Consider the following 13,013-nt stretch of genomic DNA (forward strand, 5'->3'; position numbering starts at 1 on the left):
CCGGCTTCGCCGACCTGCACCCGCTGGCGCCGATCGCCACGGCGCAGGGCGCGCTCGCCCTCATGGACCGCTTGGCCCACTGGCTGAAGACGTTGACCGGCATGCCCGCGGTCGCCCTCTCGCCCAAGGCCGGCGCTCACGGCGAGCTGTGCGGCCTGATGGCGATCCGCGCCGCGCATGAGGCCGAGGGCGAGCACGAGCAGCGCCGCAAGGTGCTGGTCCCGACCTCGGCCCACGGCACCAACCCGGCCACCGCCGCCTTCGTCGGCTATACGGTGGTGGAAGTGGCCCAGACCGCCGACGGGCGTGTCGACGTGGCCGATCTGGCGTCGAAGCTGGGGCCGGACGTGGCCGCCATCATGGTGACCAATCCGAACACCTGCGGCCTGTTCGAACGCGACATCCTCGAGATCAGCCGGCTGACGCACGAGGCGGGGGCGTATTTCTACTGCGACGGGGCGAACTTCAACGCCATCGTCGGGCGGGTGCGGCCGGGCGATCTCGGTGTCGACGCCATGCACATCAACCTGCACAAGACCTTCTCAACGCCGCACGGCGGCGGCGGGCCGGGCGCGGGTCCGGTGGTGCTGTCCGAGGCCCTCGCCCCGTTCGCTCCGGTGCCGTGGGTCGTCTCGGGCGACGACGGCTTCAGACTGGTCGAGTTCGCCGAGGGCGAGGCCGGGCAGGCCTTCGGCCGGCTGTGCGCCTTCCAGGGCCAGATGGGCATGTACGTCCGGGCCCTCAGCTACATGATGAGCCACGGCTCGGACGGCCTGCGGCAGGTCGCCGAGGACGCGGTGCTGAACGCCAACTACATCAAGGCCCGGCTGCAGGACCTGATGAGCCCGGCCTTCCCCGAGGGGCCGTGCATGCACGAGGCCCTGTTCGACGACGAGTGGCTGAAGGGCACGGAGGTGACCACGCTCGATTTCGCCAAGGCGATGATCGACGAGGGCTTCCACCCGATGACCATGTATTTCCCGCTGGTCGTGCACGGGGCCATGCTGATCGAGCCGACCGAGACGGAGTCGAAGCAGGAACTGGACCGCTTCATCGAGGCTATGCGGGCGCTGGCCGAGGCGGCTAAGGCCGGCGACGTCGACCGCTTCAAGGGCGCGCCCTTCCACGCGCCGCTGAAGCGGCTGGACGAAACTCGCGCCGCGCGTCAGCCTGTCCTGCGCTGGACGGCTCCCGAAGGGTCGAACATCGCCGCGGAGTGACCCCCGATGCGCCTGATCCTCGCCGCAGCGTTCGCCGTGACACTCGGAAGCGCCGCGACAGGCGCCTCGGGCCAGTCGATCCCGCCGCCGGCGGAAAGCCGGGATCACGTGGAGGCCCGTGCCTTCATGGACGCCTATGCCCGGAACCTGCGGAACCTCGACCGCGAAGCGGTGATCGCCGGTTATGACCCGGCGGGCGTCTGGTTCTTCAGCGGCGGGCGCGGGGAGTGGCTGACGACCGACCAGATCGCCGAGATCTACCGTTCGGAGTCATGGCGGCCGCCGGCGGACTTCGCCTGGAAGGACCTGAGTTTCATTCCGGCCGGAGACGACGTCGTCACGGTGACGGGACGGTTCGACTGGCCCCGGCCGGACGGCGGGGTTCAGAATGTCGCCTATCATGGCCTGCTGGTGCGGATCGACGGCCAGTGGCGAATCCGGGTCGAGGACGAGACCCCGATCGCCGAAAGGCGCTGAGTTCCGCCAGTCGCGGCAATGTGAACGCCGGCCTCCCGAAAAGGCGTATCCTTCTCCACGCGTTATCAGAACCGGAACAGGCGTTGGGAGGCGCTCAGGTCATGATGTCACGCGTACAAAAGGGTCTTGTCGCCGGTTTCGCGGCGACGGTGGTGGTCTCGATCATCGAGGCGATCAACATGACGGTGGGCCACTGGGCCGTCGCATTTCCACAGCTGCTCGGCGTCATTCTGCAGCAGCCCGCTGATCAGCCGATCGTCGGCTGGATCGCCCACCTCGTCGCGGGCCTCGGCCTCGGCGCGGCGTTCGGGGTGCTGTGCCCGCGGCTGCCGACGGACACCCCCGAATCGAAGGGCATCCTGTTCGCGGTGGGGGCCTTCATCCTGATGGGCCTCGTCATCGCCCCGATCGGCGGGGCGGGCATGTTCTTCATGCGGGCAGGCTTCGGCACGGTGGCGTGGATGGTCGTCAGCCATGCGATCTTCGGGATCGTGCTGGGCAATGTCTACGGGCGGCTGGTGGCGCGCGAGAAGCGCCTTCGGATCCCCGTCGGCGGCGCCACGGCGCACTAGAACGAGAAACCCCCGCCGGTCGCCCGACGGGGGTTGTTCCTCTTGAGCTCTCCGGACGCCTAGTTCAGGCGCGAGCCGATCTGGGCGATGGCGGCGTCGAGCAGGGGATCGGTCTTCTGGCCGGCCAGACGGGCGGCGAGGATCTGTTCGGCGGCGCGGGCGGCGAGATCGGCGGCGGCCGCCTTGACCTCGGCGGAGGCCTGGGCCTCGGCCTGGGCGATGCGGCGCTCGGCCAGGGCCTGACGGCGAGCCAGCGTCTCTTCCAGCTTCGCCTTGGCCTCGGCCTCCATGACGCGGGCGTCGTCCTCCGCGGCCTTGAGCATGCTGGCGGCCTGCGCCTCGGCCTCGGCCTTCTCGGCGCGGATCTGGGCCAGCAGGGCCTCGGCCTCGGCGCGCAGACGGGCGGCCTCGTCGAGCTCGGACTGGATCTTGGCGGCGGCGCCGTCCAACTGGGCGGCGATGGCGCGAGGCACCTTCACCAACACGAGGATGCCGAAGAAGACGACCAAGCCGACGCCGACCCAGAACTCGGCGTTGCCTAGATCATAGAAGTGTCCGAAGTCCAGAAAGGCGGGCATCAGGCGGCTCCCTTGACGGCGGCGTCGGCCTCGGCGGCCGTCGCGGCCTGGCCGGTCAGCTTCTCGACGATGGCGCGAGCCGTGTCGGAGGCGATCGCGGAAACATTGGTCATGGCGGCGTCGCGGGTCTTGCCGATCGCGGCCTCGGCCTCGGCGATGCGGGCGTTGACCACGGCTTCCTCAGCGACGGCGCGGGCGTTGGCTTCGTCGGTGACGCGCGCCTTGGCGGCCGCGGCGGTGGCCCGCGAGGCGGCCCGGGCCTGTTCGACCTCCGCCTTGGCGATCTCGGCCTGGCCGGCCGCTTCCGCCTGAACCTGACGGGCGGCTTCCACCGCCGTGGCGATAGTGGCGGCCCGTTCGTCCTTCACCCCGCGCAGACGCGGCAGGAAGACCTTCGACAGCAGCAGGTAGAGGACGGCGAAGATCAGCAGGAGCCAGACGATCTGGCCGGCCCACCACTCGAATTCGAACTGAGGCAGTCCGCCGCCGGATTCATGTCCGGCTTCCGTGCCCGTGGCATGGGCGTCGCCGTGCGCCGCCGCCGGCGCAGCGGCGGAAACGTCATGGATCGGAGGGGCGTCGCTGGGATGCACAGCCATGGTCAGTCCGGTTCGTCAGAAAATGCGTCGGGCGGCGCGCGGCCCGCAGGGACCGCCGCCGCCCGAAAGGGTCGTCTGGCTTAGCTGAAGAGGATCAGCAGGCCGAGCACGAAGGCCAGGATGCCCAGCGCTTCGGTCAGGGCGAAGCCCAGAACCAGGTTGGTGAACTGGCTGCCAGCGGCCGACGGGTTGCGCAGCGCACCTTGCAGGAAGCCCGAGAAGATCGTGCCAACGCCGATGCCGGCGCCGATCATGCCCAGGGTGGCGAGGCCAGCACCGATGTATTTCGCGGCTTCAGCTTCCATGATTTTCGTCCTTTGAATGAAGCGATTGAAGGTTGGGTGGAGGGGTCAGTGGTCCCCGGCGTGGACGGCGTCGTTGAGATAGACGCAGGCCAGAACCGCGAACACAAAGGCTTGCAGGAAGGCGACCAGAAACTCCAGCGCGGTCAGCGCCAGCACGCCGCCGAACGCGAGAGCCGCGGCGACATAGGCCAGGTAGGCGACGCCGCCGGCCGAGGCCACAGCGCCGAGCGAGACGATGAAGCCGGCGAACACCTTCATGGCCACATGGCCGCCCAGCATGTTGCCGAACAATCGGAGCGACAGGGTGACGGGGCGCAGGAAGAAGGAGATCACCTCGATGGGCACCACGAACAGCAGCATGTACCAAGGCACGCCGGACGGGGCGAACAGCTTGAGGAAGCCGAGACCGTTCTTCGCGAAGCCGACCACGATGACCAGCAGGAAGGTCATCAGGGCGAAGGTCAGCGCCACGGCCAGCTGGGCCGTCGCGGTAAACACGGTGAACATGCCGAGCATGTTCATCGCCAGGATGAAGATGAAGAGGGTGAAGACGAACGGGAAGAAGGCGCGGCCCTGCGAGCCGATGATTCCCGTCGCGAGATCGTCGATGAAGCTGAACATGCCCTCGCCGACCACCTGCAGCCGCCCGGGAACGACCTTGGGCGAGGCGGTGACGATGGCGAAGAACAGCACGACCAGCGTCGCCGCGACCAGCATGGCCACGGTCGAGTTCGTGATCGAAAGGTCGATCAGCCCGAGACCCGGCACCGAGACGGGCGGGATGTCCAGAACCTTCTGGACCTCGAACTGATGCATCGGATCGGCCATGCCGCCGTGTCTCCCAAGTCAAATATCCGAAACGCCCTGAGGCGATCCGGTCAGCGGTCCTGTTCGTCCACGTCCGCGTCGTCCGGAAGGTCCCGGGGGGGACCGAATTCCTTCAGCGCGCGTGCGCTCAACTTCTTGGCGGAATGCACCGCCAGCCAGATAGAGACCGCGAAACCCAGCAGGGTCCCGACGATCGTCCCCCACGGCGCGGTTCCGACGAACATGTCGAAACCCCAACCGAGCCCCAGACCCACCAGCACACCGCCGATCATCTCGGCCATGATCCGGTAGCCGTAGCCGACCGCCGCTCCGCCGTACTCGGGCGGTTCGGGCGTAGCCCGCGCCTTGAGCGAGTCGGCCTGGGCGTTGAGACGTCTGATCGTCTCTTCGCGGGTTTCCTCGATCGGGGGCATTGGCCTGCTCAGCGCCTCGATGCTGGCGCCGGAAGGCGGGCGTCGGAGGGGGTCTGAATTCGGCGCGGAACCTATAGGCGCGACCCCCGCAGGTCAAGGCGGTGCAGAACACCATTAGGCCGTTGAATTCCCGCACGTTTATTTCGCCGTTTCCGAGGCGTGGCGAACGGTCGCTGGCGGAAGCGCGGATTCATGGCATGAGTCTTCGTTCCTCGGCGCCTGGCGCCGGGCGGAGTTCGGCCGCGTTGCCTGTCAGCGGCCGCCCTGGAGGCAGTTGCGGGCGGTGTAGAGGCCGTTGAGGTAGTGCCAGCGGTTCTCATCGGCCTCCCGACGCGCTCGCTCGGGGGCGTTGAGGGCGTTGACCCCCGCCATGACGAGACCGGCGCCCGGGATCAACGCCGCCGCGCCCGCCTTGGCCACTGTCGTGGCCGTGCCCAGGGCGCTTCCGGTCGGGGTTCCGCCCATCCGCTCGCTGAGGGTCGCCGCCTCGTCGGCGATCTGGCGGCAAGTCAGCCGGTCGTCCCCGGCCCGGACCACCGGGGCGCTGGACGTCTGCTGCGTCGCGCAGCCGCCGCAGATCAGGGCCGCGGCCACGAAGAGATGAGCTTTCACAATCGGTACTCCACCTTGCCTGTCCCGGGACAGAACGGGGTCGGCGGAGTCCGGTTGCCAAGGCGCGATCAGGCCCGCACGGCGCGCGAGGCCTCGACGCCCAGGGCCTGCAGGGCGGCGGCGGCGATGTGCCCGGCGTTCAGTCCCGCCTGTTCGTACATTTCGTGGGGCGCATCCTGGTCCTGGAACACGTCGGGCAGGCAAAGGGTGCGGACCTTGAGGCCGGCGTCGAGCGCGCCCTTTTCGGCCAGCATCTGGAGCACGAAGGCGCCGAAACCGCCCATGGCTCCCTCCTCCACGGTGATCAGGCATTCGTGTTCGCGGGCGAGGCGCAGGATCAGGTCGGCGTCGAGCGGCTTGGCGAAGCGGGCGTCGGCGACGGTGGCGGAGACGCCGCGCGCCGCGAGCGCGTCGGCGGCCTTGAGCGATTCCTGAAGGCGCGTTCCCAGCGACAGGATGGCGACGGTCGTGCCCTCGCGGACGACGCGGCCCTTGCCGATCTCGAGCGGGGCGGCGAGTTCGGGGATCTCGACGCCGACGCCGTCGCCGCGCGGATAGCGGAAGGCGGAGGGGCGGTCGTCGATCTCGAGCGAGGTGGCGATCATGGCGGCCAGATCGGCCTCGTCGGCAGCGGCCATCAGCACCATGCCCGGCAGGGCGCCCATGAAGCCGATGTCGAAGCTGCCGGCGTGCGTGGCCCCGTCGGCGCCGACCAGTCCGGCGCGATCCATGGCGAAGCGGACCGGCAGTTTCTGGATGGCGACGTCGTGGACGACCTGGTCGTAGCCGCGCTGGAGGAAGGTGGAATAGATGGCGCAGACCGGCTTCATGCCGTCGGCGGCGAGGCCGGCGGCGAAGGTGACGGCGTGCTGTTCGGCGATGCCGACGTCATAGGTGCGCTCGGGGAAGGCCTGGCCGAACAGGTCCAGCCCGGTGCCCGACGGCATGGCGGCGGTGATGGCGACGATGGACGGATCGCGTTCGGCCCGCTTGATCAGCTCGGTCCCGAACACCTTGGTGTAGCTGGGGGCGTTGGAAACGCTCTTCGACTGCTGGCCGGAGACGACGTCGAACTTGACCACGGCGTGGAGCTTGTCGGCGCTGGTCTCGGCCGGAGCGTAGCCCTTCCCCTTCTGCGTGACGACGTGGACGATCACCGGCCGGTCGTCGACGGCGGCTGCGTTCCTCAGGATGGGCACGAGGTTGTCCATGTCGTGCCCGTCCACCGGGCCGATGTAGTAGAAGCCGAGCTCCTCGAAGAAGGTGCCGCCGACGATCATGCCGCGGGCGTATTCCTCGGCCTTGCGGGCGGCATTGCGGAACGGGCGTGGCAGGTGTTCGGCGACCGACTTCCCGAAGCGACGGAAATTGCGATAGGCGCCGCCCGAGACCTGTTTGGCCAGATAGGCGCTCATGCCGCCAACCGGCGGGGCGATCGACATGTCGTTGTCGTTGAGGATGACGACCAGCTGTTTGGTAGTCTCGGCGGCGTTGTTCATCGCCTCATAGGCCATGCCGGCGGACATCGAGCCGTCGCCGATAACGGCCACGACCTTGTTCGACTCGCCCTTCTGGTCGCGGGCGGCGCAGAAGCCGAGGGCGGCGCTGATCGAGGTCGAGGCGTGGGCGGCGCCGAACGGATCGTACTCGCTCTCGCTGCGCTTGGTGAAGCCGCTTAGGCCACCGGGCTGGCGCAGGGTGCGGATGCGGTCGCGCCGTCCGGTGAGAATCTTGTGCGGGTAGCACTGGTGACCGACATCCCAGATCAGGATGTCCTTCGGCGTCTCGAAGACGTGGTGCAGCGCCACGGTCAGCTCGACCACGCCGAGACCGGCCCCGAGGTGGCCGCCGGTCACCGAGACGGCGTCGATGGTCTCGGCGCGCAGTTCCTGGGCCAGCTGCTTCAGCTGCGGGATGTCGAGGCTCCGCGTGTCGGCGGGGAGCTTGACCTGGTCGAGCAGCGGGGTGTCGGGCATGAAACTCACGTGTTCCTTACGAGCCCCTCTCTACTCGTCATCCTCGGCCTTCGCCGCGACCGCATGCGATCGCGAACGCTACTACCCGGGGATCAGACGTTCCGGTGCTCAGTCGTCGAGGGTTATCGCAGTCAGAGAAGCCTTTGGATACCGGGCTGTTCCCAACCTCTGACCCTCGGGTCAACCCCGAGGGTGACGGCGAAGAAGGATCACGAACGGCGCTGGAGAACGTAGTCCACGCTGGCCTTGAGGATTTCGGCGTCGGAGCCGAAGGGATCAAGGTGGGCGCGGGCCTGATCGGCCAGATGCGCGACGCGATGCCGCGCCGCCTCTATGCCCAGCAGGGTGACGAAATTGGTCTTGCCCTGGGCGTGGTCCTTGCGCGCGGCCTTGCCGAGGATGTCCTCGTCGCCCTCGACATCGAGCAGGTCGTCGACGATCTGGTAGGCCAGGCCGATGTCGTGGGCGAAGCTGATCAGGGCCTGGCGGTGCGCCTCGCGGGCGTCGGCGATGATCAGCGGGATCTCGAAGGCGTAGGTGAACAGGGCCCCGGTCTTGAGCCGCTGCATGCGGGCGACGCCGCCGAGGTCGTCGCGCACGCCCAGCAGGTCGATCATCTGGCCGCCGGCCATGCCCCGCGCGCCGGAGGCCAGCGACAGCCGGGCGGCGAGCTCGCAGCGCACGGCGGGATTCTCGTGGGTGTCGGGGTGGAGCAGGATGTCGAAGGCGGCGGTCTGCAGGGCGTCGCCGGCGAGGACGGCGGTCGCCTCGTCATAGGCGCGGTGGACAGTGGGACGGCCGCGGCGGACGTCGTCGTCGTCCATGCAGGGTAGGTCGTCGTGGACCAGGCTGTAGGCGTGGACGCATTCGAGGGCGCAGGCGGCGCGCAGCACAGGCCGCTCCTCGATGTCGAACAGATTGGCCGCCTCGAGCGCGAAGAAGGGGCGCAGCCGTTTGCCGGGGCCCAGGGCCGCATAGCGCATGGCCTCGGTCAGGCGCGATTCGGGCCCGTCGGCGCGGGGCAGAAGCTCGTCGAGGGCGACGGTGACGAGATCTGCGGTCTCGGCCACCCGGTCGATGACGCCCTGCTCCGGGGAATTGGCGGCGACAACGTTCAGAACAGCCTCCCGCCCACCGGAACCTCGCGGTCGACCCCGACCAGCACGACCTCGCCGGCGGCGTCGGGGAAGCCGAGGGTCAGGACCTCGGACATGAACGGGCCGATCTGGCGCGGCGGGAAATTGACCACCGCGGCGACCTTGCGGCCGACCAGCTGGTCCGGCGTGTAGTGTACGGTGATCTGGGCCGAGGATTTCTTCACGCCGATCCCGGGGCCGAAGTCGATGGCCAGCCTGTAGGCGGGCTTGCGCGCCTGCGGGAAGGGCTCGGCGGAGATCACCTGGCCGACGCGGATGTCGACCTTGAGGAAGTCGTCGAACGAAACGGTTGGCGAGACGCTCCCGGCCGGCGAGCCCGACATCAGTCGAACCCGGCCGGCTCGACGGCCTTGGCCTGACCGTCGGCGCCGACGACGATCTTCTCGACGCGGAGCTGGGCGGCCTTGAGGCGGTCCTCGCAGTGGGCCTTGAGGCGCGCGCCCTCCTCGTAGAGGGTGATCGACTCCTCGAGCGGTGCCTGGCCGGATTCGAGGCGGGAGACGATCTGCTCGAGGCGCTGCAGGGCGTCCTCGAAGCTGAGGTCGGCGGGGATGGGGGCGGCGTCAGTCATCGGCGGCGACCCTAGAGGGGCGAGCGCAAGGCTTCAACGACAAGCATCAAGCGGAACGGTTTTCCGCGGTCAGCGGCGTTCGTAGCGGCGCTGGGACCAGTATTTGTAGCCCTGGTTGTGGACCAGCTTCCAGCCGTCGGCCTTCAGCCGCTTGCCGACCATGTGGTTGAAATAGCCGTGGGCGAGGACCAGCACGTCCTGACCCGACTCGGCGCGGGCGATCAGGGCCTGGGCGGCCTGTTCGGCGCGGACCTCGGCCTGGGCGCGGGTCTCCTGACCCTCGTGGTGGTTGAAGGCGTGCCACCAGATGCGGGCCACGGCGCCCCAATATTTCGGCGGCAGCTTGAACCACGAGGGGAAATGCGGCGGCGGCAGGGGCGCCTCGATGAACAGGGCGTCGGACATCACCTCGCGGCCAGCGGCGATGGCGGCGGCGGTTTCCTGGGCGCGCGGGCGGGTCGAGGCGTAGATGGCCCCGGCGCCCTCGGCGGTGGCGAGCAGCTCGGGCGGCGGGGTCTGGCCGGCGCGCAGGCCGCCGACTTCGTACTTCGCCCACCAGTCGCGGTACTGATCGGAGGTGAGAAGGCATTTGCGCGACAGGGCCGGCTCGCCGTGGCGGGCGAGGATGATGGCCCCGGGACGGACGGAGACGAGCGCGGCCGGGCGCGGAACGGGCGCCGGGGCGGGGTGATCTGCGGTGGGTTCTCGGGCGGGAGCTGACATGAGCGACGGGCGGAACAGCGATTGCGAACCGGCCCCCTAGTCCTCCCCCAAAGCCTGGACATGGGCGGCCGCCGAACGACCAAGCCCTTCGAGGTCGTAGCCGCCCTCGAGCGAGGAAACAACCTTGCCCGCACAGCACGATCGCGCGACCTCGACGACGGCGCGGGTCGCCCAGGCGAAATCCTCGGCCTCGAGGCTCTGGTGGGCCAGCGGGTCGCGGCGGTGGGCGTCGAAGCCGGCGGAAATCAGGATCAGGTCGGGACGGAAGGCTTCCAGCGCCGGCATCAGGGCGCCGGAGAAGAGGGCCCGCCATGCCTCGCGAGGGGCGTGAGGCGGCGCCGGGGCGTTGACGATATTGCCGACGCCGGTCTCTGAGGCCGCGCCGGTGCCGGGATAGAGCGGCGACTGGTGGATCGAGCCGAGGAACAGGCTCTGGTCGGCCTCGAAGGCGGCCTGGGTGCCGTTGCCGTGGTGGACGTCGAAATCGATCACCGCGACGCGGGCGAGACCTTCGGACTGGGCGACGCGGGCGGCGACGGCGACATTGGAGAACAGGCAGAAGCCCATGGCGCGGTTGGGCTCGGCGTGGTGGCCGGGCGGGCGGACGGCGGCGAAGGCGCGGCCGGTCTCGCCCCGGGCGACGGCGCGGACGGCGTCGACCACCGCCCCGGCGGCGAGGCGGGCGGCGCGGACGCTGCCAGGCGACAGCAGGGTGTCGGCGTCGATGGCGTTCAGCCCCTCGGCGGGCGCCGCATTGAGCAGGTTGGCGACATAGGCGACCGGGTGCAGCCGCTCGAGGTCGGCGATGGCGGCTTCCGTGGCGCCGCGCCGGTCGCCGGACAGGCCGGCGTCGTCCAGCGCGTCGAGCACGGCCCGCAGCCGCTCGGGCCGCTCCGGATGCCCGGCCCCGGGCCGGTGCTCGATCATGTCGGGATGGGTGAAGAGGGCGACGCTCACGCGGCCTCCCGGGTCGCGGGGACGCGCAGGTGGTCCTCGCCCCACGCCTTGAGGGCGGCGATCACCGGGGCGAGCGCCGCGCCGCCGGCAGTCAGCCGGTACTCCACGCGCGGCGGCACCTCGGCATAGACCGTGCGGGACACCAACCCGTCGTCCTCGAGTTCGCGCAGTTGCTTGGTCAGCATGCGCTGGGTGATGTCGCCGACCTCCCGGCGAAGCGCGTTGAATCGCAGGGGGCCCGCATCGAGCAGCTGATAGACGATCATCCCCTTCCACTTGCCGCCGATGACGTCGAGAGCGGCGTCGACGACGCATTCGCCGCCGCGCACGCGACGGCGGATCGGGTTCTGATGAAGACTGGATGCGGTATCCATTTAGGTACTACCTGCACAGAATTGGCGTACTTGTAGGCGGCAAGACGATGCATCAGCTGAGCGGGACCCGCAATGGAGTCACCGCATGAAAGCCATCGTAACCCCCGGTCCGCGCCCCGTCACCGACCCGGCCGCCCTTGTCGCCATCGACGCCCCGGAGCCCGAGCTGCGCCCCCGTGACCTGCTGGTCGAGATCAAGGGCGTCGGGCTGAACCCGGTCGATTTCAAGGTGCGGCTCAGCCGTACGCCGGGCGACGGGGCGCCGGACATCCTGGGCTATGACGCGGCGGGTATCGTGACCGCGGTCGGTCCAGAGGTCAGCCTGTTCAAGGTCGGCGACGAGGTGTTCTACGCCGGACAGATCAACCGCCCCGGATCGAATGCCGAGCGGCAAGCGGTGGACGAACGGATCGTCGGTCCGAAGCCGCGGTCGCTGGACTTCACCCAGGCGGCGGCCCTGCCGCTGACGTCCCTGACGGCGTGGGAGCTGCTGTTCGACCGGATGCGGGCGGACGCGGACGAGGACCAGACGCTGCTGGTCGTCGGAGGCGCCGGCGGCGTCGGTTCGGCCCTGATTCAAATCGCCCGGGCCAGAACCCGGCTGCGCGTGGTGGCCACGGCCTCCAGGCCCGAGACGCGGGACTGGAGCCTCGCCCTCGGCGCCCATGCGGTGATCGACCACTCCGGGCCGCTGGACGAGGCCCTGGCCGCCGCCGGAGAACGCGCTCCGAAATATATCGCCTCCCTGACGCAGACGCCCCGGCATTTCGACGCCCTGGCGCGCGCCGTCGCCCCGCAAGGCATGATCGGCATGATCGACGAACTTCCGACGGGGCCGTTCGACAGTCTGAAGACGAAGTCGGTGGGTCTGGCCCTCGAAAGCATGTTCACCCGCTCGGTGCAGGGCACGCCCGACATGATCCGGCAGAACGAGATCCTCACGGAAGTGGCCGCGCTGGTCGACGCCGGCCGCATCCGCACCACCCTGACCGAAGTGCTGGGGCCCATGTCCGCCGAGACCCTGCGCGAGGGTCATCGGCGGCTGGAGAGCGGATCGACCATCGGCAAGCTCGCCCTGACAAGCTTCTGACGTTAAGGGGCGGATCATGACAGAGCCCGTGATCCGTCCCGCCGTTGAAGACGACGCCGCCGCCTTGGGCGAACTGGGGCGGCAGACCTTCATCGACACCTTCGTGGCGGGGTTCGGCATCCCCTACCCGGCCGACGACCTGACGGCGTTTCTGGACGCCAGCTTCAGCCCGGAGGCGGTTCGCACCAAGCTGAAGGAGGCGGGGGCGGCGTGGTGGGTGGCCGAACGGGATGGGGAACTGCTGGCCTTCGCCAACACCGGGCCGAACACCCTGCCCCATCCGGAGGCGCGGGCCAGCCACGCGGAGCTGCGGCGCCTGTATGTGGCGAAGTCGGCGCAGGGGCTGGGGCTGGGCACCAGGCTGCTGGCCCTCGCGCTGGAGTGGATGGAGGCCCACAGCGACGGGCCGCTGTGGATCGGCGTCTGGAGCGGCAACCTGAAGGCGCAGAAACTATATGCCGCCTACGGGTTCGAGAAGGCCGGGGAGTATCAGTATCCGGTCGGCCGCTGGCTGGACGACGAGTTCATCCTGCGACGGGGATAGACAGCCAGCGGATAGAC

General features: G+C 69.3%; 18 protein-coding genes. 5 read left to right on the top strand and 13 right to left on the bottom strand.

The features are described 5' to 3' along the window. The 3 genes from gcvPB to VEC04_RS06320 all read left to right on the top strand — a co-directional run. The coding region (gcvPB, locus tag VEC04_RS06310) for an aminomethyl-transferring glycine dehydrogenase subunit GcvPB (protein WP_324774950.1) at positions 1-1,220 on the top strand (1,220 nt) is incomplete at its 5' end. A 6-nt stretch (positions 1,221-1,226) separates the two neighbouring features. Next, positions 1,227-1,697, top strand: coding sequence for a nuclear transport factor 2 family protein (locus VEC04_RS06315; RefSeq protein ID WP_324774953.1), 471 nt, complete (start codon positions 1,227-1,229; stop codon positions 1,695-1,697). 104 nt (positions 1,698-1,801) lie between these two features. Then, a complete protein-coding gene (locus VEC04_RS06320) occupies positions 1,802-2,269 on the top strand; it encodes a DUF6789 family protein (RefSeq protein ID WP_324774955.1) in 468 nt (155 codons plus the stop codon). Between the two features lie 59 nt (positions 2,270-2,328). Here the strand turns inward: VEC04_RS06320 and VEC04_RS06325 are convergent, their stop codons facing one another. The 13 genes from VEC04_RS06325 to VEC04_RS06385 form a co-directional block, all read right to left on the bottom strand. After that, positions 2,329-2,847, bottom strand: coding sequence for a F0F1 ATP synthase subunit B (locus tag VEC04_RS06325; RefSeq protein WP_324774958.1), 519 nt, complete (start codon positions 2,845-2,847; stop codon positions 2,329-2,331). Continuing rightward, a complete protein-coding gene (locus VEC04_RS06330) occupies positions 2,847-3,446 on the bottom strand; it encodes a hypothetical protein (protein ID WP_324774960.1) in 600 nt (199 codons plus the stop codon). The genes VEC04_RS06325 and VEC04_RS06330 overlap by 1 nt, the downstream gene beginning before the upstream one ends. A gap of 80 nt (positions 3,447-3,526) precedes the next feature. Further along, the gene (locus tag VEC04_RS06335; RefSeq protein WP_324774962.1) at positions 3,527-3,751 is read right to left on the bottom strand and encodes a F0F1 ATP synthase subunit C; all 225 of its coding nucleotides are present in this window, start codon (positions 3,749-3,751) and stop codon (positions 3,527-3,529) included. Positions 3,752-3,796: 45 nt separating this feature from the next. Next, positions 3,797-4,579 carry a F0F1 ATP synthase subunit A gene (locus tag VEC04_RS06340; RefSeq protein WP_324774964.1) on the bottom strand — a complete coding sequence of 261 codons (783 nt, stop codon included), beginning with the start codon at positions 4,577-4,579 and terminating at the stop codon, positions 3,797-3,799. A gap of 50 nt (positions 4,580-4,629) precedes the next feature. Continuing rightward, positions 4,630-4,992: an AtpZ/AtpI family protein gene (locus VEC04_RS06345; protein WP_324774967.1), complete on the bottom strand. Its 363-nt coding sequence runs from the start codon at positions 4,990-4,992 to the stop codon at positions 4,630-4,632. A gap of 252 nt (positions 4,993-5,244) precedes the next feature. After that, entirely contained in the window at positions 5,245-5,604 is a 360-nt protein-coding gene (locus tag VEC04_RS06350; protein ID WP_324774969.1) for a hypothetical protein, read from the bottom strand. 68 nt (positions 5,605-5,672) lie between these two features. After that, on the bottom strand, positions 5,673-7,580 hold the full coding sequence (dxs, locus tag VEC04_RS06355) for a 1-deoxy-D-xylulose-5-phosphate synthase (RefSeq protein ID WP_324774971.1): 1,908 nt from the start codon (positions 7,578-7,580) through the stop codon (positions 5,673-5,675). Positions 7,581-7,789: 209 nt separating this feature from the next. Further along, positions 7,790-8,659 (bottom strand): farnesyl diphosphate synthase, encoded by an 870-nt coding sequence (locus VEC04_RS06360; RefSeq protein ID WP_324775062.1) that lies wholly within the window; start codon positions 8,657-8,659, stop codon positions 7,790-7,792. Positions 8,660-8,694: 35 nt separating this feature from the next. Then, positions 8,695-9,060 (bottom strand): tRNA-binding protein, encoded by a 366-nt coding sequence (locus tag VEC04_RS06365; RefSeq protein ID WP_324774974.1) that lies wholly within the window; start codon positions 9,058-9,060, stop codon positions 8,695-8,697. Further along, the gene (locus VEC04_RS06370) at positions 9,060-9,308 is read right to left on the bottom strand and encodes an exodeoxyribonuclease VII small subunit (protein ID WP_324774977.1); all 249 of its coding nucleotides are present in this window, start codon (positions 9,306-9,308) and stop codon (positions 9,060-9,062) included. The genes VEC04_RS06365 and VEC04_RS06370 overlap by 1 nt, the downstream gene beginning before the upstream one ends. A gap of 69 nt (positions 9,309-9,377) precedes the next feature. Further along, entirely contained in the window at positions 9,378-10,031 is a 654-nt protein-coding gene (locus VEC04_RS06375; protein ID WP_324774979.1) for a histidine phosphatase family protein, read from the bottom strand. Positions 10,032-10,067: 36 nt separating this feature from the next. Continuing rightward, complete coding sequence (locus VEC04_RS06380) at positions 10,068-10,988, bottom strand: histone deacetylase family protein (protein ID WP_324774982.1); 921 nt, start codon at positions 10,986-10,988, stop codon at positions 10,068-10,070. After that, positions 10,985-11,362, bottom strand: a complete 378-nt coding sequence (locus VEC04_RS06385) for a helix-turn-helix domain-containing protein (protein ID WP_324774984.1) — start codon at positions 11,360-11,362, stop codon at positions 10,985-10,987. Before VEC04_RS06385 ends, VEC04_RS06380 begins: the two co-directional genes overlap by 4 nt. A gap of 85 nt (positions 11,363-11,447) precedes the next feature. Here VEC04_RS06385 and VEC04_RS06390 point away from each other — a divergent pair, with 85 nt between their 5' ends. Further along, entirely contained in the window at positions 11,448-12,452 is a 1,005-nt protein-coding gene (locus VEC04_RS06390) for a zinc-binding alcohol dehydrogenase family protein (protein ID WP_324774986.1), read from the top strand. Between the two features lie 16 nt (positions 12,453-12,468). Beyond that, complete coding sequence (locus VEC04_RS06395; RefSeq protein ID WP_324774989.1) at positions 12,469-12,996, top strand: GNAT family N-acetyltransferase; 528 nt, start codon at positions 12,469-12,471, stop codon at positions 12,994-12,996. Positions 12,997-13,013: the final 17 nt, after the last annotated feature.

The sequence above is a fragment of the Brevundimonas sp. genome (assembly GCF_035626535.1).
Lineage (GTDB): Bacteria > Pseudomonadota > Alphaproteobacteria > Caulobacterales > Caulobacteraceae > Brevundimonas.